At 70.1% G+C, this 25,288-nt stretch carries 26 protein-coding genes and 1 riboswitch; of the genes, 13 read left to right on the top strand and 13 right to left on the bottom strand.

Annotated features, from left to right (window positions below; translation table 11 throughout):
* Positions 1-88: 88 nt before the first annotated feature.
* Entirely contained in the window at positions 89-1,156 is a 1,068-nt protein-coding gene (locus tag AC4D2E_RS14795) for a spore photoproduct lyase family protein (protein ID WP_490953098.1), read from the bottom strand.
* Between the two features lie 130 nt (positions 1,157-1,286).
* Here AC4D2E_RS14795 and AC4D2E_RS14790 point away from each other — a divergent pair, with 130 nt between their 5' ends.
* The 3 genes from AC4D2E_RS14790 (at position 1,287) to AC4D2E_RS14780 (ending at position 2,560) form a co-directional block, all read left to right on the top strand.
* Positions 1,287-1,706, top strand: a complete 420-nt coding sequence (locus AC4D2E_RS14790; protein ID WP_104167877.1) for a DUF1801 domain-containing protein — start codon at positions 1,287-1,289, stop codon at positions 1,704-1,706.
* A gap of 117 nt (positions 1,707-1,823) precedes the next feature.
* A complete protein-coding gene (locus AC4D2E_RS14785; RefSeq protein ID WP_104167876.1) occupies positions 1,824-2,036 on the top strand; it encodes a hypothetical protein in 213 nt (70 codons plus the stop codon).
* 167 nt (positions 2,037-2,203) lie between these two features.
* Complete coding sequence (locus tag AC4D2E_RS14780; protein WP_490910210.1) at positions 2,204-2,560, top strand: hypothetical protein; 357 nt, start codon at positions 2,204-2,206, stop codon at positions 2,558-2,560.
* Positions 2,561-2,617: 57 nt separating this feature from the next.
* On the opposite strand, the gene AC4D2E_RS14775 is transcribed toward AC4D2E_RS14780, so the two are convergent.
* From AC4D2E_RS14775 to AC4D2E_RS14765, 3 genes are all read right to left on the bottom strand, one after another.
* Complete coding sequence (locus tag AC4D2E_RS14775; RefSeq protein WP_104167874.1) at positions 2,618-3,250, bottom strand: uracil-DNA glycosylase family protein; 633 nt, start codon at positions 3,248-3,250, stop codon at positions 2,618-2,620.
* Between the two features lie 207 nt (positions 3,251-3,457).
* Positions 3,458-4,585 carry a Gfo/Idh/MocA family protein gene (locus AC4D2E_RS14770; protein ID WP_490910211.1) on the bottom strand — a complete coding sequence of 376 codons (1,128 nt, stop codon included), beginning with the start codon at positions 4,583-4,585 and terminating at the stop codon, positions 3,458-3,460.
* Positions 4,582-5,316, bottom strand: coding sequence for a sugar phosphate isomerase/epimerase family protein (locus AC4D2E_RS14765; protein WP_104167872.1), 735 nt, complete (start codon positions 5,314-5,316; stop codon positions 4,582-4,584). Before AC4D2E_RS14765 ends, AC4D2E_RS14770 begins: the two co-directional genes overlap by 4 nt.
* Positions 5,317-5,428: 112 nt before the next feature.
* Here AC4D2E_RS14765 and AC4D2E_RS14760 point away from each other — a divergent pair, with 112 nt between their 5' ends.
* From AC4D2E_RS14760 to AC4D2E_RS14740, 5 genes are all read left to right on the top strand, one after another.
* Positions 5,429-6,448, top strand: a complete 1,020-nt coding sequence (locus AC4D2E_RS14760) for a LacI family DNA-binding transcriptional regulator (protein WP_490953097.1) — start codon at positions 5,429-5,431, stop codon at positions 6,446-6,448.
* A gap of 100 nt (positions 6,449-6,548) precedes the next feature.
* Complete coding sequence (locus AC4D2E_RS14755; RefSeq protein WP_490953096.1) at positions 6,549-7,697, top strand: NAD(P)/FAD-dependent oxidoreductase; 1,149 nt, start codon at positions 6,549-6,551, stop codon at positions 7,695-7,697.
* A gap of 5 nt (positions 7,698-7,702) precedes the next feature.
* On the top strand, positions 7,703-8,587 hold the full coding sequence (gene sigJ / locus AC4D2E_RS14750) for an RNA polymerase sigma factor SigJ (protein WP_219815711.1): 885 nt from the start codon (positions 7,703-7,705) through the stop codon (positions 8,585-8,587).
* A 159-nt stretch (positions 8,588-8,746) separates the two neighbouring features.
* Positions 8,747-9,376: an ECF RNA polymerase sigma factor SigK gene (gene sigK, locus AC4D2E_RS14745; RefSeq protein ID WP_490953095.1), complete on the top strand. Its 630-nt coding sequence runs from the start codon at positions 8,747-8,749 to the stop codon at positions 9,374-9,376.
* 176 nt (positions 9,377-9,552) lie between these two features.
* Complete coding sequence (locus AC4D2E_RS14740; protein WP_104167868.1) at positions 9,553-10,308, top strand: GAF and ANTAR domain-containing protein; 756 nt, start codon at positions 9,553-9,555, stop codon at positions 10,306-10,308.
* A gap of 61 nt (positions 10,309-10,369) precedes the next feature.
* Here the strand turns inward: AC4D2E_RS14740 and AC4D2E_RS14735 are convergent, their stop codons facing one another.
* Positions 10,370-11,125: a GAF and ANTAR domain-containing protein gene (locus AC4D2E_RS14735; protein WP_490953094.1), complete on the bottom strand. Its 756-nt coding sequence runs from the start codon at positions 11,123-11,125 to the stop codon at positions 10,370-10,372.
* A 373-nt stretch (positions 11,126-11,498) separates the two neighbouring features.
* On the opposite strand from AC4D2E_RS14735, the gene AC4D2E_RS14730 reads away from it, so the two are divergent.
* Both AC4D2E_RS14730 and AC4D2E_RS14725 read left to right on the top strand, forming a co-directional pair.
* Positions 11,499-13,169, top strand: coding sequence for a GAF domain-containing sensor histidine kinase (locus tag AC4D2E_RS14730; RefSeq protein WP_490953093.1), 1,671 nt, complete (start codon positions 11,499-11,501; stop codon positions 13,167-13,169).
* Positions 13,170-13,233: 64 nt separating this feature from the next.
* A complete protein-coding gene (locus AC4D2E_RS14725; protein WP_490953092.1) occupies positions 13,234-13,506 on the top strand; it encodes a hypothetical protein in 273 nt (90 codons plus the stop codon).
* Positions 13,507-13,533: 27 nt separating this feature from the next.
* Here AC4D2E_RS14725 and AC4D2E_RS14720 read toward each other — a convergent pair whose 3' ends face one another.
* Complete coding sequence (locus tag AC4D2E_RS14720; protein WP_490953091.1) at positions 13,534-14,205, bottom strand: peroxiredoxin-like family protein; 672 nt, start codon at positions 14,203-14,205, stop codon at positions 13,534-13,536.
* A 256-nt stretch (positions 14,206-14,461) separates the two neighbouring features.
* Positions 14,462-14,536, top strand: a riboswitch (cyclic di-GMP riboswitch).
* A 17-nt stretch (positions 14,537-14,553) separates the two neighbouring features.
* On the opposite strand from AC4D2E_RS14720, the gene AC4D2E_RS14715 reads away from it, so the two are divergent.
* Positions 14,554-15,801 carry a glycoside hydrolase family 26 protein gene (locus AC4D2E_RS14715; RefSeq protein ID WP_490953090.1) on the top strand — a complete coding sequence of 416 codons (1,248 nt, stop codon included), beginning with the start codon at positions 14,554-14,556 and terminating at the stop codon, positions 15,799-15,801.
* 36 nt (positions 15,802-15,837) lie between these two features.
* On the opposite strand, the gene AC4D2E_RS14710 is transcribed toward AC4D2E_RS14715, so the two are convergent.
* Positions 15,838-16,644 carry a DNA-formamidopyrimidine glycosylase family protein gene (locus AC4D2E_RS14710; RefSeq protein ID WP_490953089.1) on the bottom strand — a complete coding sequence of 269 codons (807 nt, stop codon included), beginning with the start codon at positions 16,642-16,644 and terminating at the stop codon, positions 15,838-15,840.
* Positions 16,645-16,824: 180 nt separating this feature from the next.
* Between AC4D2E_RS14710 and AC4D2E_RS14705 the strand changes: the two genes are divergently transcribed.
* The gene (locus tag AC4D2E_RS14705) at positions 16,825-17,184 is read left to right on the top strand and encodes a YtxH domain-containing protein (RefSeq protein WP_490953088.1); all 360 of its coding nucleotides are present in this window, start codon (positions 16,825-16,827) and stop codon (positions 17,182-17,184) included.
* 69 nt (positions 17,185-17,253) lie between these two features.
* Here AC4D2E_RS14705 and AC4D2E_RS14700 read toward each other — a convergent pair whose 3' ends face one another.
* The 6 genes from AC4D2E_RS14700 to AC4D2E_RS14675 all read right to left on the bottom strand — a co-directional run bounded on the left by AC4D2E_RS14700 (position 17,254) and on the right by AC4D2E_RS14675 (position 23,780).
* Complete coding sequence (locus AC4D2E_RS14700; RefSeq protein WP_490953087.1) at positions 17,254-18,234, bottom strand: NAD(P)/FAD-dependent oxidoreductase; 981 nt, start codon at positions 18,232-18,234, stop codon at positions 17,254-17,256.
* 55 nt (positions 18,235-18,289) lie between these two features.
* Complete coding sequence (malQ, locus tag AC4D2E_RS14695; protein ID WP_490953086.1) at positions 18,290-20,476, bottom strand: 4-alpha-glucanotransferase; 2,187 nt, start codon at positions 20,474-20,476, stop codon at positions 18,290-18,292.
* A gap of 111 nt (positions 20,477-20,587) precedes the next feature.
* Positions 20,588-21,061 (bottom strand): MarR family winged helix-turn-helix transcriptional regulator, encoded by a 474-nt coding sequence (locus tag AC4D2E_RS14690; RefSeq protein ID WP_104167861.1) that lies wholly within the window; start codon positions 21,059-21,061, stop codon positions 20,588-20,590.
* A 62-nt stretch (positions 21,062-21,123) separates the two neighbouring features.
* A complete protein-coding gene (locus tag AC4D2E_RS14685) occupies positions 21,124-22,122 on the bottom strand; it encodes an MBL fold metallo-hydrolase (protein ID WP_104167860.1) in 999 nt (332 codons plus the stop codon).
* A gap of 163 nt (positions 22,123-22,285) precedes the next feature.
* On the bottom strand, positions 22,286-22,390 hold the full coding sequence (locus AC4D2E_RS14680; protein ID WP_459337035.1) for an MFS transporter small subunit: 105 nt from the start codon (positions 22,388-22,390) through the stop codon (positions 22,286-22,288).
* A 1-nt stretch (position 22,391) separates the two neighbouring features.
* A complete protein-coding gene (locus AC4D2E_RS14675; protein WP_490953085.1) occupies positions 22,392-23,780 on the bottom strand; it encodes an OFA family MFS transporter in 1,389 nt (462 codons plus the stop codon).
* 179 nt (positions 23,781-23,959) lie between these two features.
* Here AC4D2E_RS14675 and AC4D2E_RS14670 point away from each other — a divergent pair, with 179 nt between their 5' ends.
* Positions 23,960-25,288, top strand: coding sequence for an APC family permease (locus AC4D2E_RS14670; RefSeq protein ID WP_490910226.1), 1,329 nt, complete (start codon positions 23,960-23,962; stop codon positions 25,286-25,288).

Below are 25,288 nucleotides of genomic sequence, written 5' to 3'. Positions count from 1 at the left end.
TGTACCGTCGGTCGGCCCCGGCCCCGCGCCGCGGACGGTCCCGGTGCGGCGGACGGGGCCAGTGCGGCGACGCGCGCGGCGTCGAGCGCTAGAAGGCATAGCGGATCCGGCAGTAGGGCAGCTGCGCGTCGGCGAGGCGGAGGAACTCGTCGAGATAGCCCCGCTTGTCGTAGGCGACGTAGCGTACGTTCGTGAACCCGTTCTGGGACTGCTTGGTCTCCTGGAGGTCCGGCCGCCACAGGATCTCCTCGGCCTGCGGATGCCACCCGAGGTTGACCTCGTGCAGTTGCTGGTTGTGGGTCAGGAAGATGACCTCCGCCGCGAGCTGGCTCTTGGCCGCGGGTGACAGCGCGGCGTCGAGCTGGCCGAAGAGCTCGCGCCAGTCGTCCTGCCAGCCGGGCGTGATGATCACGGGAGAGAAGTTGACGTGCACCTCGTAGCCCGCCTCCACGAAGTCGTTGATCGCGGCGATGCGCTCCGCGACCGGCGTGGTGCGCACGTCCACGGTTCGGGCGAGCTTCTCGGGCATGAGGGAGAAGCGGATGCGGGTGCGTTCCTGGGGGTCCCAGGCGAGCAGGTCCCGGTTCACGTACTTGGTGGCGAAGGAGAGCTTGGCGGTCGGCAGGTCCCGGTACAGGTCGACGAGGTCCCGCACGTTGTCGCTGACCAGCGCGTCCACCGAGCAGTCGCTGTTCTCCCCGATGTCGTACACCCAGGCCTGGTCGTCACACTGGTTGGGCTCCAGCTTCATGCCCTGACGCGCCACGTGCCGTTCGAGGTAGCCACTGATCTGGTCGATGTTGGCGAACACGGTGATGGGGTTGCTGTAGCCCTTGTGGCGCGGGACGTAGCAGTAGGCACAGGCCATGGCGCAGCCGTTCGCCGTCGAGGGGGCGATGAAGTCCGCCGACCTCCCGTTGGGTTTCGCGGTGAGTGACTTCTTGACGCCGATGATCAGGGCCTCGGTCTTGATGCGGACCCATCGGCGCACATTCGCCTCGTCCCCGCTGAGTTCCGGGATACGCCAGTGGCTCGCCACCTCGACGACGTCGGCGTCCGGCCACCGTGCGAGGATCTCCTGGCCGCGGGGCAGGGCAGCCGCAGCCGGCTCGACGTAGATGCGGCTGATCTGAAGCAGCTTGTTGGCCTGGGGCATGCAACCCTTCGAAGTGTCCGTCGTTATCCCCGACGGTACCTGCCGCCACCGACACTTCCGGAGGGCCGCGGGCCCGTCTACTGTGGCTGCACGGGCGCCGACGGCGCGCCCTGGGAAAGGCGGCCGGATCGTGGCAGAACTGCTGACACAGCCGACGGATCAGGACCCGCGCTCGTTCATCGACACGATCGCGCATCCCACGCGGCGTGCCGACGCGCTGGTCCTGCTCGACCTCATGGGCCGGGTGACGGGCGAGCGCGCCGTCATGTGGGGTTCCTCGATGATCGGTTTCGGCCGGTACCACTACCGGTATGCCTCGGGCCACGAGGGCGATGCCCTCTCCGTGGGATTCTCGCCACGGTCGACGGCGCAGGCGCTCTACGGCCTGCTCGCCGCACCAGGGGTGGAGGAGCTGCTGCCGCACCTCGGCAAGCACCGGCGCGGCGCCGGGTGCCTGTACGTCACCTCGCTCGCCGCCGTCGACCTCGCCGTGCTCGAGGACCTGGTGCGGCGCGGACACGGATTCATGACGACGGAGAACTTCTCCTAGGCGCCGGACGCCGCCCTCCTCACACGGGATGACGAGTATCCTGATGAGTAGTTCCCTGCCTCCGACCGGAGAGCACCACGGAGGACGACCTCCTGCTCGGGACGCCGAAAGGAAGCAATGAGCGCGAAGGATCCGCTGTCGACCCGCTTCATGCAGGCCACGGGCAGACTTCGCATGTTCTTCGGACCTGCACAGCGCGGCAGTACCACGGGCCCGATCGTCTATCTCGACGACGAAGCGCAGCGGGCGAGGCAGGAGGAGTTGCAGCAGTGGACGGTGGTGCGCAACCCGGACGGGTCGACCTACCTCACCTCGAAGCGGGACTCCTGATGGACGGCGACGGACCCACGGTCCGTACTCGTCGGTAACTTACGGGATTCCTGCGGCATGGAACGCGGGGAATACTGCCGGGTAATGGCAGACTGTCTGTGTCAATGCCTTTTCGCCCCTGAGCGATGTCAGGGTGCCGTCATCACACAGACCGAGGTCTCACCTACATGAGCACACAGTGCCCGTCTGCCCCCACGCCCACGGACGAAGCCGCGCCGCACCGGACCGCACTCCACATGGTGCCCGGCGGCCGGGACGCACGAAGCGGGGACACCCTCGTCCACCAGCTCAGTGCCGAGACGGACGCCCTGCTCGAGCACCTCGAGAGAGCCGTCGCGCGCCTCGCCCTCACGCACCGCGCAAGCGCACCTGACCTCGAGACGCAGAGGACGGACGACGACGCCTTCGCGTGGGTCCAGCAGTCCATCGAGGACATCGCGGCGACCCTGCGGGGACTGACCCTGAAGCGTTCGAGGGAGCACTCGACCGAATCTCCGCTGCACGCGCTCAGCGACCGCCCCTGAGGCGCGGCCAGGCGGCGGGCCCGGTCCCCGACGTGGACCGCGGATCCGGAAGGAGCCCTAGATGGACTGCCGGGCGCGGATGCCGGCGCGACCCATCGCGTCGGTGTAGGCCGCCTGGATCTCCTTCAGCCACAGCTCCTGGTTGACGGGCGTGCCTTTGAAGGCGCGCTCCCCAGGGGAACGGACCTCGTAGATCTTGAACCCGCGCTTGGCGATGGCCCGGTTCTCGAGCTTCATGAGCCGGCGGGCGGCCTTGTGGGCGTCGGCACCGTGCGCCACGAGCGCCGACGCTCGCGGGACCTGCTGCAGGAAGGTGAGCAGGGGCTTCACGCCGTCGGCGATCTGGTCCATGGTCAGCGCCCGCTCCTTGCCCTCCGGCAGGTACCAGGGGTGGGCGTTCCACGGCATGAAGGCATCGGGCCGCAGACCGACGGCCTCGTAGATCCCCGCCATGCGGATGGAACTCGGGTCGTCGTTCTCGAACGAGACGAAACCGGAGGGCAGCGAGGCTCCGGGGTTGGAGAAGAGGCTGACGATCTTGCAGCCGTCCACGTCGTGGATCGGGTCGATGTAGGGCACCGCCGACCCCGGCTTCGACTCGGCCAGGGTGTCGCACAGCCGGTTCACGTCCTCGATCTGCGGATCGTATCGCTGTTCCCACTGCTGTGCCCTGTACGTGGGGTCTGACATACGCTGTACCAATTCCGCCTCCTCGCGGACGGCGCCAGAGGTGGCGCGAACGTGTCCGCAACTCCCAGCCTACGCCAGTACCCGACCGGCGTCGCGGCCACCGGACCCTGCCGGCTGCTCGACCCGGGCGGAACGCGGGCTGTCGGAGCCCCGCCGGCCACCGTCCGCGTCCCTCGCGGGCGTGGTGGTCGGGTTCCCCGGGAGGTCTCAGGACAGGGTCGCCGCGTACGGGTTCCAGTCCTCCGGCAGCGGCTCGGCGGCGGTCGCGGTGCTCGAGAGCGAGACGAACTCACCGGTGGCGAGGCTCTCCGCGATCGAGACCATGGCGTCGAGGACGTGGTACGCCGTCTGGCCCTGCGCGCGGTGCGGGCGCCCCTCGCGCAGGGCCCGGGCCATCTCGAGCACACCGCTGCCGCGCGTCGACGTCGCGCCGACCGCGTGGACGACCTCCGGTTCGTCGCTTCCGCGGCGCGTCAGCACGAGGTCGCCCGTGAAGTTGTTCGGGTCGGGGAACGCGAGGGTGGCCTCCGTCCCGGTGACCTCGACGAACCCCGCGCGGTGGAGCGGCGAATCGAAACTGAAGATGCTCTGCGAGGACTCGCCGTTCGCGAACCGGGCGATCGCGCTGACGTGGGACGGGACGGTGACGTCGAAGACCTCACCGGCCCTCGGCCCCGAACCGATGGTGCGCCTCTCGCGGGACGTCGACCCGAAGCCCGCCACCTTCGTGATCGCACCGAAGGTCTGGACGAGCGTCGTCAGATAGTAGGGGCCCATGTCGAACAACGGCCCGGCGCCCTCCTGGAAGAGGAAGGCGGGATTCGGGTGCCAGGACTCGGGGCCCGGGGACTGCATCAGGGTCAGCGCCGTGAGGGGTACGCCGATGTCGCCGCGCGCCACCAGGCGCAGCGCCGTCTGCAGGCCCGCGCCGAGGAAGGTGTCGGGAGCACAGCCCAGGCGGAGGCCGGCGGCATCCGCGGCCTTCAGCAGGCCCGTGCCGCTCTCCCGGTCCAGCGAGAAGGGCTTCTCGCTCCACACGTGCTTGCCCGCTTCGACGGCGGCAGTAGCGACCTCGACGTGCGCTGCGGGGATGGTCAGATTCACGATGATCTCGACGTCGGGGTGGTTCAGCGCATCCTGGACGCCGCCCGAGGACGGCACCCCGAACTCCGCGGCCCGGGCCGCGGCGACCTCCTCGTGCAGGTCGGCGACGATGTGCACCGTCACGTCCGGGAAGGCTGTCAGATTCGTCAGGTATTCCTTGCTGATGACCCCTGCTCCGATGACGGCGACGCCGACGGGGCCGGTGCGCCGGGCTTCCGATCGAGCGCTCATTTCCTTCCCTCCGTCAGGTACGCGAGGCTGTCGGCGACGGCGGCGAAGATGTCGCCGTCGAAATCGTCGAGTTCGACGACGGCGGCCTCGAGCCCGGGAGCGGCGTCGAGCACGTCCCAGACGGGCATGCTGCCCGAGCCGACGGCAACCTGCTCCGTGTTCTGCTTGGTGAGTGGGCCGTCCTTGATGTGGATGAAGCGTACGCGGTCGCCGAGGCGGCGGAGCAGCGCGGCGGGATCCTCGCCGCCGACGGCCGCCCAGTAGGTATCCACCTCGAGGACGACCTCCGGGTCGAGGTAGCCGGCGAGGACCTCGAGGGCGGAGGTGCCGTCGATGCGCTCCTCCAGTTCGAACTCGTGGTTGTGGTAGCCGACGGTGATGCCGTACCCGGCACCCTTCTTCGCTGCCGCGTTGAGGGCTTCGGCGGTGGCCCTGATGTCCTCGTCGGAGGTCCAGGACGAGCGCTCGACGTGGGGGTCGATCACGGTGCCGATACCGAGCTTGCGTGCGGCCTCGAAGATCTCGTCCTGGTCCGCACTGAGGAGGGGCGCGTGGCCGGACGGGGCGGTGAGTCCGCTCTCCGAGAGTGCGGCCGTGAGCTCGTCGGCGGTGGCGACGAAGTTGTAGGGCTCGACGGCGGTGTAGCCCAGTGCGGCGACGCGCTGGATGGTGCCCGGCAGATCCTCTCCCATGGCCGTCCGCAGGGTGTAGAGCTGGAGTGAATACGTCACGGGGGATTCTCCTCGCTGAGAAAAGGGGGTGCTGAACCGGTTCAGCAGTCAGGTCGAACCTAGGTGATATCACGGGGTCGGTCAAGCAATTCGTGGAGCTATTGTGGAAGCCATGGCCAAGGAAACCATTACCGGCCTGGCGAAGAGGCTGGGCATTTCGAAGGCATCGGTCTCCTACGCGCTCAATGGCCAGCCAGGGGTCAGCGAACTCACCCGGCGCCGTGTCCTGGACCTCGCCGAGGAACTCGACTGGTACCCCAGCTCCTCCGCCCGCGCCCTCTCCCGGTCCCGCGCGGGCGCCGTCGGGATGGTCCTGTCCGCCGATCCCCTCCTCATCGGCACGGAACCGCACTACATGGCGATGCTCGCGGGCATCGAGACAGCCCTCGCCGAAGGGGACATGGCCCTGATGCTCCGCATGGTGGACAAGGGTCCGGCCCAGGAGCAGTCCACCTACGAGCGCTGGGCCGGCGAACGGAAGGTGGACGGCGTCCTCATCTTCGATCACCTGCACGACGACCCGCGTCCCACGCTGCTGGACCGGCTGGGCATGCCGTTCGTGCTGCACAGCGCACCGGCATCCGCCGCGCCCGCCTCGTACTCCGGGACGACGACGGACCACGCCGTCGACGCCGCCACGATCGTCGATCACCTCCACGACCGCGGGCACCGTCGGATCGCGCACGTCTCGGGCCCGCACCGGTTCGTCCACGAGGAGGAGCGCATCCGAGGCGTACGGGAGCGCGCGGCACGCCACGGTTTGGAGGTGGTCCAGGTGGAGACCGACTACGCACTCACGTCCGGGCACGACGCCGTCGTGACACTCCTCCGCGCACCGGAGTCACCCGTGACGGCGATGGTGTTCGGCAACGACCTGATGGCGATGGGCGGGCTGCTCGCCCTGCGCGAACTCGGCCTGCGCTGCCCCGACGACGTCGCGATCGTCAGCTGGGACGACTCGCTGCACTGCCGGCTCGCGTCCCCCGCGGTCACGGCACTGTCCAGGAACCCGGGCATGCAGGGCCGGGTGGCCGCCGAACTCCTGCTCGCCCTGCTCGACACGGGCACCATCCAGACGAAACCCATGCCGCACGGCGAACTCGTGCTCAGGTCCAGCACCGCCACGGGTTGAGGACGACCGACCGGCCCCACGGTCCGGCTGCGCCCCTGTCACAGACCGCCGGCGAGCGGTGTCTTGATGGTGTCGGAGATTCCCGAGGAAGCGAGGCGTCATGAGCGGGTCGGTGCGGGTGGTGGTCGTCGGTGGCGGGTACGCCGGGGTGATGGCGGCGAACAGGGTTGCGGGGAGCACAGCGGATCGCCTCCCCGTCGAGGTCACCCTGGTGGATCCGGGGGCGCAGTTCACCGAACGGATCCGGCTGCACCGGGTCGCCGCCGGGAGCCGGGACGCAGCAGGCGTGGACTGGTCGAGGGTGCTGCATCCACGGGTGCGTCGCCTCCCCGCCCGGGCGCTCCGGATCGATGCCGACCGTCGGTCCCTCACCCTGCGGGGCCACGCCCCGATCGGGTTCGACTGGCTGGTGTACGCGGTCGGCAGCGGAGAGCCGCCCACGCCCCTGCTGTCGGTCACCAATGCGGCGGCCGCGGCGGGAACGCGGCGCGCCATCACGCGTCTGGCCCCCGGTGCGGCGGTGACGGTGGCCGGTACCGGTCCCACGGGAGTCGAACTAACCTGCGCGCTCGCGGTCACCCGCCCGGACCTGTCCATCACCGTCGTCGCCCCGTCCGGGCCGGCCCATCCCCTCACCGACAGGGACGCGGTGGCCCGCCGCCTGCACCGCCTCGGCATCACCGTCGAGCACGGGAGCGTGGACCCGGAGACGGGGACCGTGACCCCCCGGGCTCCCGGTGCACGCCCACGACCGGCCGCGGCGGCGACGATCTGGACGGCGGGGCTCGCCGTGCCGTCCCTCGCGGCCGACAGCCTGTTGCCCGTGGACGGCAGCGGGCGGCTCGTCGTGGACGCGACACTCGCCGTGCCTGGCCATGAGCGCGTCCTCGGCGCCGGCGACGCCGTGTCCGTCACCGGTACCGCCGGCGATCACCTGCGGGCGTCCTGCGCGATCGCGCTGCCGATGGGCGCCCACGCCGCCGACACCGTGCTCGCCCGCCTGGCCGGCACCGCCCCGTCGGAGCTCGACGCCGGCTACCTCGCGCAGTGCCTGGACCTCGGCGCAGGACGGGGCCACGTGCAGTTCGTCCACGCAGATGACGCGCCCCGCCGCTGGGCGCTCTCCGGGCGGGCCGGAGGATGGGGGAAGGAACAGGTCTGCCGGATGACGCTCGCGTGGCTGGCCGGGGAGGCGCGCACACCGGGGTCCTACACGTGGCCGGCCGGTCCGGCCGTGCCCGTAGGCTGATGCCCATGGCCCCCTCGACGGAGCAGGACGAGCTGTTCGCAGCGCATCGCCCCATGGTGTTCGCGATCGCCTACGAGGTCCTGGGGACCCGCGCCGATGCCGACGACGTCGTCCAGGACAGCTACCTGCGCTGGGCCGGCGTGGACCCGGCCGGGGTCCGGGATCCGCGGGCCTACCTCGCCACGATCGCGACCAGGACCGCACTCAACGCGATCCGGACCGTGTCCCGCCGCCGGGAGTCCTACCCGGGTCCGTGGCTGCCCGAGCCGCTCGTGGCAGAGGCCGACGACCCCGAGCAACGCCTGATGATGAGCGAGCAACTCAGCTACGCCCTGACGGTGGTGCTGCTGCAGGCCACTCCGGAACAACGCGCCGTGTTCATGCTCCACGACGTCTTCGGCCTGCCCTATCCGGCGGTCGCCGAGGCCCTCGGCAAGAGTCAGGCCGCGGTACGGCAGATCGCCGTGCGGGCCCGGACCCGCATCGGCGCCGCAGACCGGTCCGCGAGCAGCACCAGGGAGGGCGCCGCGGCCCTCGAGGCTTTCCAGGCCGCCGTGGGCACGGGTGACCTGCAGGCCCTGATGGACGTCCTGGCCCCCGACGCCGTCCTGCTCTCCGACGGCGGCGGCAAGGTCGTGGCCGCCCGCAAGCCCATCCTGGGGGCCGCGGCGATCGCCGGGTTCCTTCTGAGGATCGGCCGCACGCCGACGCCGGGGGCGCGGGTGGGCATCGGACCTCTTAATGGCGGCCAGGGCATCCTGGTCCATGCGGGTGACCGGCTGGAACTGACCGTCGCCGTGGAGGCGGACGGGCAGGGCAGGATCAGCGGGATCTACCTCGTGCGGAACCCGGACAAACTGCGCGGCCCGGCCCGAGCCGCAAGGCTCTGACGACACGCAAGATCTGCGCACCTCCATGGATCCGGCCGCCCGACGCGGGGGGACCTGTGGTTTGCTGTACTTAGGTTGTTTAGCAATCAGGGACCTTATGGCACGCGGTGCCCGACGTCGCCTGGATCAAGCCGACGGTCAGAAGAAGGTCTCACGCACATGCAGAATACCCGGATCCCGGATCCTGTCCGGCTTTCTCCCCGGTCCTCCCCTCCTGCTGTCGCTGGTCCGGGCCTGCCGGGGAGCGAGGTGGAGTCGCTGCTCCTTCGGGTGGGGCAGGGCGACGCGCAGGCCTTCGAAGACCTGTACCGGCAGACCTCCGCCCGCGTCTACGGGCTTGCCCGGAAAGTGCTCGTCGATGCCGAGATGAGCGCCGAGACGACGCAGGACGTCTTCCTCGCCCTCTGGCAGGGCACCGCGGCGCGATTCGATCCCGGCCTCGGTACCGGGATGTCCTGGATCCTGACCGTCGCGCACCGCCGCGCGGTCGACAAGGTCCGGTCCGAGGAATCCCACCGGACCCGGGACCTGAAGTGGGGGATCAAGAACCAGGACGTCGACTACGACCAGGTCGCAGATGCTGCCGTCCGGCAGTCAGAGGCCGCTGCGGTCCGGGCCTGCCTTGCCTCCCTGTCCGCGGCGCAGCGGGAGGCGATCGACCTCGCCTACTACGCCGGTCTGACCTACGTCGAGGTCGCCGACCACCTCGGCATCCCCGTCCCGACCGCCAAGACCCGGATCCGGGATGGCATCGGACGGCTCAGGACCTGCCTCCAGGCGGCGGACTGAATGATCGACTCCGGGCTCCCAGGTCCTATACTTCTTCGGAGGAAAGCGCTCCACATCTCCATCCACGTGGTCCGAAGCGAGCGGTGAACCCCGACCGCCGCGACGACCCGGCCCGGTTCCGACCGCTGCGGCTTGGATCGTCGACCTGACATCCCCTCGTTCAAGGAGCCAGCCGCATGCCCGACGAAAAGGAACTCGCTCGCGAGATCGACCGCGACCCGGTCACCGCGCTCCTGCAGGACATGGTGCTCGAGAGCGACGACGTCCAGGAATTCCTCACCGGCCTCGCGACCATAGCCTCCGAAGCGTTCAGCAGCGCCTACGGTGAGGTGTTCTGCGGGGTGACGCTCCTGCGGCCACGCTCGATGATCACGGTCGCCAGCAGCAGCGACAAAGCCCGTGAGGTCGATGAGGTGCAGTACGGGTTCGACGACGGCCCCTGCCTCCGGGCCGCCCGCACGGGTGAGACCGTGCATATCCGGGACTTCCTCACCGAGGAACGCTTCCCCGAATACCGCCAGGCCATTGCGGCCCACGGCCTGCGCTCTGCCCTCGGCATTCCCATCCGGCTCGACGACGGAGCCAGTGCCGGCCTGGACTTCTACTCCACGACCCCGGACGCCTTCGACGCCACAGGCATCACGGTGGCCGAAGGCCTCGCCCGCGATGCCTCACGCTCCCTCCGCCTGGCCGTGCGGATCGCGAAGCTCAGCGAGGACACGCAGCACCTCAAGGCCGCCATGACGACCCGCACCACGATCGACACGGCCGTCGGCGCGATCATGGCCCAGAACAGGTGCACCCAGAAGGAAGCGTTCGCGATCCTCCGACAGGCATCCTCCACGCGCAACGTGAAGGTATCGGACCTCGCCGCCGGCATCCTCGCCTCCGTGGGCCAGGCAGAACCGCTGACCACGCACTTCAACCACTGACGACCAGGCGTCGCACGCCCCGGAGGATCCGCCGCCGTGAACCGGAGACAGCCCCGATGCGCTAGCGAGCGGTCTTCGAACGGGGAAGTTCGCCGCTGCTGATGAGGTGCTCGGCGACGTTCCAGAGTTTCAGGTGGGTGCGCTGGCTGGCCATGGACAGCACGATGAACGCCTGCTCACCGGTGATCTTGTGGCGTTCCATGAGGATGCCCTTGGCCTGGCCGATCACATCCCTGGAGTTCACCGCCTCGTGGAGTTGCCGGGCCTTCTCGGCCTCGGCGAACGCCACCGACGCGTGGGAGGCGACCAGCAGGCCGATGTTCTCCGACTCGTCCGTGAACGCGTCGGCCTCGTACGAGTAGAGGTTCAGTGCGCCCAGGTCGTCGCCTTCGACCCACAGCTGGATCGAGAGCATCCCCTTGGCGCCGGCCTCGGTGGCCCGCTGCGCGAACAGCGGCCACCGCTCCTCGTGCGCCATGTCGGGGACCCGCACGGTCCGGCGCTCGTACGCCGCTTCCAGGCACGGCCCCTCCCCGGTCTCCATCTGCAGCGCATCGATGCGCTCGGGCAGGCTGCCGGACGCGCCGCGGGATCCGATGTTCTTCCGCCCGATGACGACACTGACGGAGCCTTCGTCGACCCCGGGGATCAGGTCGACGGCCGCGTGGACGAAGCCGGCGACGATCGCGTCCGAGTCCGGTTCCTGCTGCAGCGACCGGGCGAGCTCGGCCAGCTCCGTGGCGAGATCGCGTGTCCGCTCACTACCGCCGTAATGCGACGACGGCATACCCCTGTTCATCTTGAGCTCCTCGCTCATCACATACACCTCCTGGCAGTGGGACCGCGATCGGTACGGGCGGTGCTGCCCTCCACTGTAATGCTCGTCGTTTTGCAATGCTTGTCGCGGTGTGCCGCTGCCGGATACACGATCGTCGACCGGCTTCCCCGCTGGACAGCCTCGCGACCGGTGCACTGTTTCCTGAGTGTCGGCCGTGCGATCAGCGGTTGCTTCGACACGGAATCCGCTCTTGACTGGAAGGAGTCCCCGGGTCGAGCAAACGGCACCGGGGGCGACAGGAGTGCAGGGCCCAGCGCCCTGCACTCCTGGTCATGCGCGGCTCATGCCGCAAGTCCTCGACCTGCGGCAGGAAGTGACGAGGCGGAACCGTGCAGTGATGCATGCTGGGAGGATGAAGGACACGCCGGCGCCTGAGGCAGGACCGAGCTCCGGGAGGTCGGCCGGCATCAGCGCCCTGGTAGGAGCATTCGGTGCGATGGCCGAGGACATCGACCTGAACATCGTCCTGGAGCGGGTGGTGTCGGCGGCCTGCAAACTCGTCGGCGCGCGGCACGGAGCGTTGGGAGTGGTCGGTCCGGATCGGCTGCTCAGCGCTTTCGTCACGGTCGTGCTGGAGACCGACGAGAACGGGACGGCCTCGTCGCACCCCCGGGGAGACGGGGCCCCAGGCGCATCGGGCCCCGGTCCGCGTCCCCTGCGCCTGCACGACCTGCGCCCGCACGAGCGCGCGGCAGGCTTCCCTGCCCGGCATCCGGAGATGAGCTCGTTCCTCGGAGTCCCCATTCGGATCCACGACAGGGTCTTCGGGACTCTGTACCTCACCGGGAAGGACGGAGACGGAGGATTCACCAGCACCGATGAGAAGCTCCTCGTCGCTCTCGCCGCGGCGGCCGCCATCGCGATCGCGAACTCCCGCCTGTTCGACGACTCGACGCGCAGGACACGATGGCTCGAGGGCGGGCTCGGTGCGGTCCGCGAGATCCTCGAACAGACCGACCCGGTCCGGAGCCATCCCGAATCGGTCGCGCACCACGCCCTGCGGGCATCGCACAGCGACCTCACACTCGTTCTCCGCGAGCACGGTGATCGACGAGCGCTCCTCTGCGTAGCGGCGGAAGGCCGGGACGCAGGCTCCTTCAGCGGGGAATCCTGGGACTATCCGGCGCTGCTGGACGATCTGACCGCGATGTCGCCCCCGTTGCTGCTGACACCGGCGGATACCGCCCGCCTGCTGCACGGGTCCTCCCTCCCTGCCCCGACGACGGCGGTGTGCGTACGACTCGCCGGGTCGGGAGAGCGGCACTACATCCTCTTCGTCCGCCGGGCGGAGGTCCCGTTCACCGACGTCGACCACGAGATGGTCCGGACGTTCGCGTCCCATGTGTCGTTGGCCCTGGAACTGCTGCGGGCCCAGCGGGAACGGGAACAGGAAGCGGTGTTCGGCGACCGGGACAGGATCGCACGCGACCTCCACGACCTGGTCATCCACCGACTGTTCGCGACAGGCCTGAGCATGCAGGTCCTCAGCAAACAACTCACGGATCGCAGGGCGCTCGAACGCATCAGCGTCGTGACCGCCGAGCTGGATGCCACGATCAGGGAACTGCGCGACACCATCTACTCACTGCGATCCGTTCCGCGGGCCACCTCGACCTTCAGCGCCGGCGTCTTCGCCCTCGTGGCGGCAGCGGCCAGGAGCCGCGCCCTCCAACCCGTCCTGCACCTCTCAGGCCCCCTCGACGCCGCTGTCGACCCCGAACTGGCCGAACATGTTCACGGGGTCCTCACGGAAGGCCTGTCCAACGCCCTCCGGCACGCCGCAGCACACTCCGTCACGATCACGCTGCAGGCCCTTCCGGATCGCCTCGAGATGGAGATCATCGATGACGGCTCCGGGTTCGCAGAACCGCCCTCGTGTCCCGGACTGACGGAGATGCGGCGCCGGACCGGACTCTGCGAGGGCACCCTCTCGATCTCGAGCCCCCTCGGCCATGGAACGCACATCCTGCTCATCGTGCCCCTGGGCACCGAGGGCGGCGGGGACCAGGAATCCGGGAGGTAGGAGGCGATTGCGGTAAGGTCGGTCTCGCCTCTAGAAGCGGGGCTCTTGGGTTTGTTGCATGTGAATGAGGCACTTCGTGAGTGATAACAGCAGGTTGGACCCGGCGAAGCTCTTCCCGGAGGATCTGACATCGATCGATCGGGATGACCTTGACATCCTGAACAGCAGGAACCACCGCTCGAGGGATGTGCAGTACATCCGTGACGGGGGCGTGGACGCGGAGACCGAAGGGCAGCACCACGAACTCCGGGAAGAGCTTGATCGCCGTCAGCTGGCACGCGACACCTTCGTATCCGCCGACAACGAGGACGCCGACAACGAGGCGAAGGAAGCCTGAGCCCGCCTCCGGTGGGCGCGACTACCGTCAGAGCGCCACGAGGGCATCGATGATGTCGCTGGTCTCCGTGCGGTTCGTGTAGTCCACGTGAACATCGATGAACCGGATGGTGCCCGTCGCGTCGGCGACGATCACCGTGGGGAACGGGATCGTCAGCGACCGGTCCAGGTTGGATCCGGCGACGTCGATCCCGAGGGCTATGCGCGCCAGCGTCGACTCGGGGCTGGGTGACGTGACGATCCCGAGCTGCGAGGCGAGGGTGTTCCCTGCGTCCGAGTAGAGCGATACGTACAGCCCCCTCTCGTGTGCCATCTTCCGCGTGATCTCCGGGTGCTGGGGGCTGACGGCGATGAGCCGCGTCCCGAAGGTCTCGGCGAGGGGGCTCAGTTCCCGCTGGTAGGTCTGCAGGGTGATGCTGCAGTAGGGGCACCACTCGCCCCGGTAGAACACGATGATCGCGGCTGCGGCCCCGAGGACCTCGCGCAGGGGCACCGGATGCCCTCCGTCGTCGTACAGGATCGCCTCGGGAAGCTTGTCGCCCACGCGGGCGATCCCCTGGGGCAGCCCTGCGCGGCGGAGTTCCTCCTGCTCCATCATGAAGACCTCCGCGAGCGCCGGGCCCACCTGCGCCTCGAAGGTCGGCCTGAACGCGTCCACCTGCGTCGCGATCGTGTCGGTGAATTTCTGTCGTTGCTTCATCTTCTCCCTCCGCACACCACGACGGGAGCCTCGAGCCCGTCGCACTACCAATTGTGGGCCAGGCCACACGATTTCCCAAGACGACGGCCATATTCGGGCGGCGGCCGGGGCCCACCGGGGATGCGCGCTGCGGAAGACCTGACGGAATCCTTGGCCACCGCTCAGCGGATTCCGGCGGCTGCGGGGCAGATGCGACGGGACAATGGGGTGCGGGTCCCGCTGCATCGCGGGGACCCACGACGCCCGGGCAGCCGCTCGGCGACAAGGGCAAACCCGGCGCGAGCCGGGGACGCAAAGCCACGGGACCCTCGCGGTCAGCCGGGCCACCGAACCCGTGAGGTGCCGATCATGCTTCCCGTTCCCCGTCTCGCAGCAGCTGCAGTCCTGACGACCGCCGCGCGCCTCGTCGTGGTCGCCGCGGTGCTGTCCGTCCTCATGCTCGGGGGGCCGCCGGTGTCCGCTCAGGCCGCGGCCACGGGCACGCCCAGGGTCACGGTCAGCACCACCTCCGGAGTGCCCGGCGCCGCCGTCACGGTGACTGGCGCGGGCTTCCCGAGGAAGAGCAGGGGAACCGTCGTGGCAGGGGCCGTGGGTGCGGCTCTGACCACGTCGCCGACGGGCGCCTTCACCGTCTCGATCGTGCCGACGGGGACCGGCCCGGTGGACATCACGGCGACGGTCGGTACCAGCACGGCGAGCGTCCGATACACGCTTCTCGAGCCTGCGCCCGCCCCGGGCGCCCCGAAGGGCATCCGCTTCGGCGTCGGCACCAATGGCGGGCCCGCGGCCGGCGGCGAGCTCGACGAGGTCGCGACACTCGCGGGCGAGGCCCCTTCCCTCGTGCTGTCCTACAAGGACTTCAACCAGCCCGCGCCCATCGCCGAGCTGGACGCGGTGCGCGCCCGCGGCGCCGAGACGCTGCTGACCTGGGAGCCGTGGACCTGGGGTGGCGGCGCCGACCAGTCCGCCTACTCCCTCGACCGCATCGCGGCCGGCGAGTTCGACGCCTACCTCCGCGAGTGGGGCACGGCTTTGGGGCGTTGGGGGCAGCCCGTGTATCTGCGGTTCGCGCACGAGATGAACGGGGACTGGTACCCGTGGGCCGCCGGCGTCAACGGCAACACCGAGGCCGACTACATCGCGGCGTACCGGCACGTACACGACGTCGTCGCCTCCACCGGCGCGACCAACATCAGCTGGGTCTGGAACCCCAATGTCCCCTACTGGGGGTCCACGCCCATGGATCGGCTGTACCCGGGTGGAGACTACGTCGACGTGGTGGCGCTCGACGGCTACAACTGGGGCACGTCGCAGGCGTGGAGCTCCTGGCAGGAACCCGAGGCGCTGTTCGGGGACGGCATCGCACAGCTCCGGCAGATCGCCCCGGGCACGCCGATCATGATCGCCGAGACTGCCTCGTCCGAGATCGGCGGGTCCAAACCCCGATGGATCTCCGACCTGTTCAGGTACGTCTCCGCGCAGCAGGACGTCGTCGCGCTCGTCTGGTTCCACATCGTCAAGGAGGCCGACTGGCGCATCGACAGCTCCCCCGCCTCGACCGACGCCTTCGCCACGGCACTCGCCGCGCGACGCTGACCGACGCCCGGCACGGGATGAGCCCGGACCCCGGCGTCAGTGCCCCGACGGTGGCGGCTGGCAGCGCGGACACCACCAGGTCCGACGACGGCCAGGATCATCCGGGACCTCCGCCCTGACGTGCACGGCGGTGCCGCACCGGAGGCACGGCCTGCCGGCGCGACCGGCCACCCAGTGCTTCTCGCCCCGCCGGGTGTTCCCCGTGGTGACCTGGTGCGCACCCGGCTGCATCGCGGAGAACCGCAGGCACCGGGCGCCGAGGGCCACCAGTGCCGGCACGTCCACGTCGGCCACTGCTGTGTCGGGGTGGACACCCCGCAGGAAGCAGAGCTCGTTGGCCCACAGATTTCCGAAACCGGCGATGTTCCGCTGATCGAGCAGGGCGGCCGCCACGCGCTCTCCCGGGCCGCGGCGCAGCCTGCGCACCGCCTCGTCCGCGGACCAGTCCTCCCGCAGCGGGTCCGGACCGAGGTGACCCACGGCGTCGCCCTCCGCCCGCGTGGCCAGGAGGTCGACGACGGGCAGGTCCAGCCCGTACGCCGTGGGCCCGTCACGCACCGCGAGGATCACCCGAGCGTCCGGCAGGAGTCTCCGCGGCAGCGCCCTCCCGGGGGCCGTGACCGTCCAGGACCCCCGCATCAGCAGGTGCGTGTGCAGGGTCAGCCCGCCGTCGAACCGCGTCAGCAGGTGCTTGCCGTGGGTCACGTGCTCCGCGATCCGCATCCCGTCGAGCGGCGTGGCGGCATGCGCGGGAACGCGCAGGTCGCCGCGGCTGAGCGCGCGCCCGTCGAGGGATCGCCGCAGGCGGACGGCGAGCCGGAACACGCTGTCCCCCTCGGGCACGGAGCCTCCCTGTCCTGGTGCTTCCGGCCAACCTAGCGCCCGGCACCGACACTTCCTCGCGCGGCAGGGCCTGCACCGCGGCACTCCCCTACAGCATGTTGCCTCTGGAAACTCCTCTCGCCCCGGCCGACCAGGTGGTCTAGATTCGAGAGGATCGCAGTCCATCGAAGGGAGAACACCATGAAGAACAAGCTTGTTTTCGCCGCAGGCACGGCGGTCGGCTACGTCCTCGGGACGCGGGCCGGCCGGGGGAGCTACGAGCAGCTCAAGACGAAGGCGCAGGCTCTGTGGGAGAGCCCGAAGGTCCAGGAGACCGTCACCTCGACCACCGGCACGCTCAAGAGCAAGGCCCCCGAGCTGCAGGACTCCCTGAAAGGCGTCCTCAAGAAGGGCGACTCCAGCAAGGGCGACAGGGCGCAGGGTGGCACCTCCGGGACCACCGGACCGAGCGGGGGGAACCCCCGCGACGTCGAGGACACCCCGTTCCAGGCCCAGGACAGCGAGACCCGTCCTGACCTCGGGAAGGATCTCGGGAAGTAGCGCTCGTCCCGGAGGCGGGCCACGACACGACGTCGGGGCCCGCCTCTCCCCTGCCCCCTGCGGGAGCAGTCAGACGCCCTCGCTGACCGCCTCCTCGACGTCGAGGAGGTCCTCACAGTCCTCCTTGACGAGGACGGCGTTGAGGGCCACCGCCGTCCGGTAGGCATCTCCGGCCGCGGTGATGAGGTGGGCTGCGGGGTCGGCTGCGTTGCCGACCACCCAGAGCCGGTCGCGGGACGCCCGGCCGAGGTGGTCGGTGACGATGCACCCGTCGTCGCGCACTTCGCACCACAGCGAGGCCACGAGCGGCGAGCCCGCGTCCGCACCCGGCTCGCAGAACACCGCGACGCACGGCACCCGCTCCCCGTCGGCGGACCCGTCGTCGACCCGGACGGCGACGAGCGCCTGCGGGGCACCGCCGCCGGGCACCCCGTCCAGGACGAACTCCCGGACGGCGCCTTCCACGACCCGCACGCCCCTCGTCCGCAGGCGGCGTGCGTCCTCCTCCGGCACGGACCCGAGAAGGTGGGGGAAGTAGGTCACGTCCGCCGACCACTGCCGCAGCAGGAGCGCCTGCGCGAGTGACGCGTCGGTGGAACCGATCACGCCGAGGGCCTGGTCCGCGACCTCCCAGCCGTGGCAGTACGGGCACTGCAGCAGCCCGCTGCCCCACGCCTCCCGGGCTCCCGGGACCTCCGGGAGGACGTCCCGGAGACCCGAGGCGAGGACGAGGTGCCGTCCCCGCGCCGTCCCGCCCGCCGCGGTACGCACGCTCCAGAGGCCCCCCTGCTCCTCCGCGCCGTCCACGACGTCGTCCACGACGTGCACCCCGTAGGGTTCCAGTTCCGCCCGCCCGAGGGCCACGAGGTGCTCCGGTGTGGCGCCGTCGCGGGTGGTGAAGCCGTAGGTGGCGCCGGCCGGGGCATTGCGGGGCGTCCCGGCGTCGATCACGAGGACGCGCCGCCGCGCGCGCCCGAGCACGAGGGCTGCGCTCAGGCCCGCGATCCCGCCACCGACGACGACGACGTCATATGTTCCGAGTCTGTCCATTCCTCCATCCGACCACGCCGCGCGGCTCCGCCGTCCCCGGAGTTTCCGCTTGCGCTCAGTCGGCGGGCCCGGGGTGTCCGCCGGCTCCGCGCGCTCCGCCGTCGACGGGTAGCCCCAGCGACGCCACGAGGGACGAGAAGCGACCGTTCGCGGCGAGGTCCTCGACGAGGACGGCCCTGCCGTCGGCGTCGGCGAGGGGGATCCGCCAGTTGGGGTACTCGTCGCTGGTGCCCGGCTGGTTCTGCGTGCGCCGTTCCCCGACGGCGTCGGCGAGTGCCACGCCCAGCAGGATGGACGGCGTCTGCGCGATGAAGGCGTGCAGGGCCTCGACGGTCTCCGGGACCCCGACGGGGCCGTCCGCGAGGAGATGCCGCTCCCGGAGGAGGTCCAGGAACTTCTCCTGGACGGCGCGGTCCTCGGCCTGCTCCTCCGCGACGGGCCGGCTGAGCAGGCCGAGCCGTTCGCGCAGCGCCACGTGCTCGCCCGCCAGGTACCCTGCGCTCGGAGGGAGGTCGTGCACGGTCACCGTCGTCAAGCAGCCCTGGCGGTAGGCCTCGGGGGGAAGGGGGCCGTCGGCGTCCTGCTCGAACCACAGGATCGAGGTGCCGAGGATGCCGCGCTCGGCCAGGTACTCCTGGACGCCTGGTTCGAAGACCCCGAGATCCTCCCCGACCACGATCGCACCGGCCCGTTCCGCCTCGAGGGCGAGGATGCCGATCAGCGCCCGATGGTCGTAGTACACGTAGGCTCCCGCGCCGGGCGCCTCGCCCTGCGGGATCCACCACAGCCGGAACAGGCCGAGGATGTGGTCCACCCGGATACCGCCGGCATGCCGCAGGATGTTGCGGAGCATGTCGCGGAACGCCGTGTAGCCGGAGGCGGCCAGGCGCTCGGGGTGCCACGGCGGCTGGCTCCAGTCCTGGCCGAGCTGGTTGAACATGTCCGGTGGCGCGCCGACGCTGATCCCGGGGGCGAGCACGTCCTGCAGCGCCCACGCATCCGCCCCGCTGGGGTGGACGCCGACAGCGAGGTCATGCACCACGCCGATGGACATGCCGGCGTCGGTCGCCTCCAGCTGGGCTTCCTGCAACTGCTCGTCGAGCAGCCACTGCAGCCACGCGTGGAACTCGATCCGCGCCGCATGGCGCTCGGCGAACGCGCGGGCTCCGGGCGAGTCGGGGCGTCCGACGGTCTGCCATTCCGGGGCGTCCGGTGGATACGCCTCGGCGAGCGCCGACCACAGGGCGAAGTCGGCCAGCCCCCGGCCCTGCCGGGCGCAGTAGGCGTCGAAGTCCTGCCGGCGCTGCGCGGTGCGTTCGACGGCGAAGACCAGCTCGAGGGCCTCCAGCTTCGCGGCGTACGAGGTGTCCCGGTCGAGCAGTTCGGTGGCCGTATTCGCGGCGGAGAAGCCCGCGGCCAGGCCCTCGATGCGCTGCCGCGCCGGGGCGTCGAGCCTCGCGTATTCGGGGATGTCCTCGATGCGCAGGTACAGGGGGTGGAAGTACCGGCGCGTGGTCGGCAGGTAGGGCGAGGGTTCCACCGGCGGTACCGGCTCGGCGGCGTGCAGGGGGTTCACGAGCACGAAGTCGCCCTGGTGCTGCGCGGCCGCCTGCGCGATCCGGCCGAGGTCCGCGAGGTCGCCGATGCCCCAGGAGTCGGTGGATCGGACCGAGTACAGCTGGGCCATCAGTCCCCAGCTGCGGTGGTCGGCGAGCGCCGCCGTCGTGCTCAGCCGGTCCGGCGTGACGACGAAGGCGCAGGTACTCTCCTGCCCGTCCACGCTGGCGTGCAGCGTGTGCCAGCCGAGCGGGACGGCGTCCGGCAGCGTGCCGTCGCGCCGCTCGAGGTCCTGGCCGTCGACGGTCCGGGCCTGCCCGGCCGCACCGACGGTCCCCTCGTGGCGGACGCCGTCCTCGTCCACGGCCCAGAACTCCACCGTCGCACCGACCGGCACGTGGAGGGGCACAGGGTCGGCGTCGCTCTCGCGCACGACGACGACGGCGGGCAGGATCGAGCGCCAGGGAGCGGCCGCGGTGTCGGCGAGGGCCTGCGCGATGGCGGTATCGGAGGAGGCATCGACCCCGAGCGCCGCGAGGACCGCCACGAGCGTCTCCGGGGTCACCTGCGCGGGTTCGCCGTCCCACCCCTTGAAGGTGGTGCCCACCCGGTGCGCCTCGGCGAGCCGGGCGAGGGGGGACGGGTTCCGCGGGCGTGCGTCGTCGTGCTGCGTCGTATCGGCCATGGCTCCAATCTAGGCGGCCATCAGCAGGCTGTGCATCCGTTCCCGCAGCACGCCCCGCATTTGACGGGCTCCGGGACCCCCGCCTCCCTGCACCGCCGGCGCAGGGAGGGGCTACCAGGTGTCCTTCGTGTAGGTGCTGTTGAGACGGGCGATCAGCGTGCCGAGCGCCTCCACGTCCTCCGGCTTCCAGCTGCGCATGAGGGCCGTGAAGGCCGTGCGTCGGCCGCTCTGCGCGGCGGCGAGCTGCTGCTGCCCGAGCGGGGTCAGGACCACGCGCTGGGAGCGGGCATCGTGCGGGTCCAGCTGGCGGTTGACGAGCCCCAGCCGCTCGAGCCCGGCGAGCTGCCGGCTCACCGAGGGCTTGCCCACTCCGATGCTCAGGGCGATGTCCGTCGCCCTGAGGGACCCTTCCCGCTGCAGGAGCGTCAGGATGCCGTACGCGGCCGGCTCCATGTCCGGATGCACGTGCTTCGCCAGCGCGTGCGAGGTGGTCCGTTCCCGGCGCCACAGCACGCTGGTCTGTTCCTCGAGCACCTCGATGGCGTGATCGAATTCGACGTCACCGGCCGCCGTTGCTGTCTCCATCCCCGAAGCGTATAGACGAGCGGCCTGGCCGGGGAGGGGTTACGGCGAACAATCCGAAGATTTCAGGGCGCGGGCCTCGTCCCCGCCCTGACGAAGTCCCGGTGCATCTCCGTCTGGGAGAGCGCGGACAGCAGCTGGAAACCCTGCAGCCCCTCCCAACCCGCGGTCCAGGTCAGGCGCGACGCGAGGTCCCAGACGGTGGGCTCCCCCAGGGTCTCGAGGACCACCTCCACCTCCCGTGCGCGCTTCAGCTGATGGTCGGCGCTCTCCTCCGCCCGCTCGCCCAGCCCCGTGAACCGGTGGCCGTGCCCGGGGAGCGCCTCGTAGTGTCCGTAGCGGCGCACGCTGTCGATCGACGCCACGTAGTCGGCCACGGGGTTCGACGGCGTCGCGCCCCCGAGCCCCACCCCGGCGAACACGGTGGGCAGCACGTGGTCGCCCGTATAGAGGAGCCCGCGGTCGTCGTCGCGCAGGCAGATGTGGCCGCCCGTGTGGCCGGGCGTGCCCATCACCACCGTCCGGAAGCCGGGAACGGGCAGGACGTCGCCGTCGGTCAGGGTACGGTCCACGGCCGGCCCGAGCCCCGCGGGCGAGCGGTCCACGAATCGGGCCAGCTCGTCCCGGCGTTCCCGCGGAACATCCCACCCGTCGAGGCGCGCGGTCACCTCGTCGGGATCGAGCAGACGGGTGTGGTGCCGCTCGAGGGCGGCACGCTCCACGCCGTGCATCGCCAGGGGTGCGCCCGAGGCCCGCCGCAGCCGCGCGGCCATGCCCACGTGGTCGGGATGCAGGTGCGTCCCGGTGATCCCGGTGACCGCTCCGTCCGGCGCGACCGCCGCGAGCGCCGCCGTCAACCGGTCCCAGTTCGCGTCGGAGTCCCACCCGGGATCGACGACGTGGACACCGGCGTCCGCGCCCCGCAGCAGGTACGTGAGGGAGTAGGCGAGGTGCCCGCCCGGCATGGGCTGCGCGAGGCACCAGACGTCGTCGCGCACCTGCTCCAGCGGCGGGAGCTCTCCACGTGCGAGGGCTTCGACCTGCTGCGTGCTGGTGGCGTGCATCTGTCCTCCCGAGGGTCCCCTCCACCGTAGACCAGGCGTGCACGACGGGGGCGAAGCCGCGGCCGAGCCGGAGTGGTCGCCCACTCCCAGCCTGTGGTGCATCGGCGATGTCGGTTGCGCCGTGGACACCCCGAAGGGCTCACGCGAGAGGACTGCTGCCCGATCAGCCGCCGAAGAGAGCCGCGGCGCGGGTGAGGGTCTGGAAGATCCCGTAGACCAGGGGGACCCCGACGAGGGCCCAGACGGCGGCGATTCGTGCTCCGGCCATGTCAGGCCTCCTTTGCAAATTCTCGTGGCGCATTCCGGACGGGTTCGTGGAAGCGGGCGTTCACTGGCTTGACGAGCAGGTTGGCGATGAATCCCACGACCAGCAGGGCCACCATGGTGAGCAGGGCGGGCTGGTAGGCGCCTGCGGTGAGTTCGCCCGGGGTGCCCTGGGCATCGAGGAAGGAGTTCACGATCAGGGGCCCGGCGATGCCTGCGGCGGACCACGCGGTGAGCAGGCGGCCGTGGATGGCCCCGACCTGGTAGGTGCCGAACAGGTCCCGCAGGTAGGCCGGCACGGTCGCGAAACCGCCGCCGTAGAAGGAGATGATCACGAAGGCGAGCGCCACGAACAGGAGGGTCGTGGAGGAACCGGCCAGGGCGAGGATCAGGTACAGCACCGCGCCCACGCCGAGGTAGATCATGTAGATGCGCTTGCGGCCGATGAGGTCCGACAGGGTCGACCAACCGAACCGACCGCCCATGTTGCCGATGGACAGCAGGCCCACGAAGCCACCGGCGACGGCGACGGAGACCGCCGTCGTTCCGTCCGCGCCGCGGAAGAAGTCCTGGATCATCGGGGAGGCCTGCTCCAGGATGCCGATACCCGCCGTGACGTTGCAGAACAGGACGACCCACACGAGCCAGAACTGGGGGGTCTTGATGGCGTTCGCCGCCGAGACGTTGTCAGAGGTGATGAGGGGCTTGGACTTCAGCTGGGAGGGATCGAAGCCGTCCGGCTTCCAACCCTCGGCCGGCACCTTGATGGTGAAGGCGCCGAACATCATGTAGACGAAGTAGATGACGGCGAGGGTCAGGAACAGCTTCCCGACGGCGTCGCCGCTGGCCACCCAGCCCTCGGCACCCGAGTTCGGGTCGTACATGCGGAGCAGCTGTGTGGACAGGGGGCTCGCGATGAGCGCGCCGCCGCCGAAGCCCATGATCGCCATACCCGTGGCGAGGCCGGGGCGGTCGGGGAACCACTTGATCAGCGTGGACACGGGGGAGATGTACCCGATGCCCAGCCCGATGCCGCCGATGAACCCGTACCCGACATAGACGAGCCACAACTGGTTCGTGAAGATGCCGAGTGCTCCCACCAGGAAGCCGGAGGTCCACAGGACGGCCGAGGTGAACATGGCCTTGCGCGGCCCGTTGCGGTCCACCCAGGTCCCGAGGAGCGCCGCCGACAGGCCGAGCATCACGATCGCGATCGAGAAGATGATGCCGATCTGTGTCAGCGTGGCGTCGAAATGCGCCGTCAGCGCGGTCTTGTAGACACTGGTCGCGTACGCCTGGCCGATGCACAGGTGGACGGCCAGCGCGGCGGGCGGGATCAACCAGCGGTTGAATCCGGGTTTGGCGATGGTGTGGTCGCGGTCGAGCCAACTCATCGATGGCCTCTCTGTCAGCTGGAGTGGCCTCCCCCGGCCATTGTTATCGAAAGCAATTATGCTGTGCATCACAGCGGCCGGGGTGCAACCCGCGTTCGACGGTAGTTGTGGCGCGTCGAGCGGTTCTGTGATTCGGACAATACCCAGCCAGCTTAGTAGTTTCGTTTACACTGACGCTCATGACCATCACCGAACAGAGCCCCGACACCAGACTGAAACGCGGCATCACCGGCCCGCTCCTGTACCTCTTCATCCTCGGTGACGTCCTCGGAGCCGGTGTCTACGCCCTGGTCGGGGTCATCTCGGAAGAGGTGGGTGGTGCCATCTGGATGCCGCTCATGGTCGCACTGGCGCTCGCCCTCCTGACGGCGGGCTCCTATGCCGAACTGGTGACCAAGTACCCGAAGGCCGGTGGAGCCGCCGTCTTCGCCGAGCGCGCCTTCAGGAAGCCGTTCATCTCGTTCCTCGTCGGGTTCTGCATGCTCGCTGCGGGCGTGACCAGCGCCGCCGGACTCGCCCAGGCGTTCGCCGGCGGCTACCTCACCACCTTCATCGACGTGCCCGCGACTCCGGCCGCGCTCGTCTTCCTCGTGCTCCTGGGTCTGCTGAACATGCGCGGCATCAAGGAATCGGTGCGCAGCAACGTGGTCATGACCGTCATCGAGGTCTCGGGCCTCGTCCTCGTGATCGTCGTGGTCGGGATCTTCGTGGCTGCCGGCAACGGTGACCTCTCGCGTGTCAACGAATTCCCACCCGGTGTGGGCCCGGCATCGGCCGTGCTCGCGGCGTCGCTCATCGCCTACTACTCCTTCGTGGGCTTCGAGGTCTCCGCGAACGTCGCCGAGGAAGTCCACGACGTCAGCCGTGTCTACCCCAGGGCCCTCTTCGGCGCACTCCTCACGGCCGGCGTCGTCTACCTCCTGATCGGGCTGGCCTCCTCCGCCGCCCTCGCCCCCGACCAGCTCGCGGGATCGAGTTCGCCGCTGCTCGACGTCGTGACGGCCACCGGCGCGGGCATCCCCGGCTGGCTCTTCAGCCTCGTGGCACTCATCGCGGTCGCCAACGGTGCACTGCTGACCATGATCATGTCGAGCAGGCTGACGTTCGGGATGGCCGAGCAGGGACTCTTCCCGTCGGTCTTCGACCGCGTGCTGCACCGCCGCCGCACCCCGTGGGTGGCCATCGTCGCCACCACCCTGGTCGCCATGGCGCTGACACTGACGGGCGGGCTCGAGTCCCTCTCCCAGACCGTCGTCCTGCTTCTGCTCTTCGTCTTCCTCAGCACCAACATCGCCGTGCTCGTCCTGCGGAAGGACGCGGTGGAGCACAAGCACTTCCGCATCCCGGCGGTCTTCCCCTACCTCGCCATCGCGTCCTGCATCCTGCTGCTCACCCAGCAGACGGCCGAGATCTGGTTCCGCACGGGTATCCTGCTCGCCGTCGGCCTCGCCCTGTACGGCGTGCAGCGGCTGGTCCGCAGCCGGGCACGGAGGGCTGTCGACCAGTAA

This window comes from Arthrobacter sp. TJ-265 (assembly GCF_058269135.1).
This window is presented reverse-complemented; position numbering and strand designations above follow the sequence as displayed.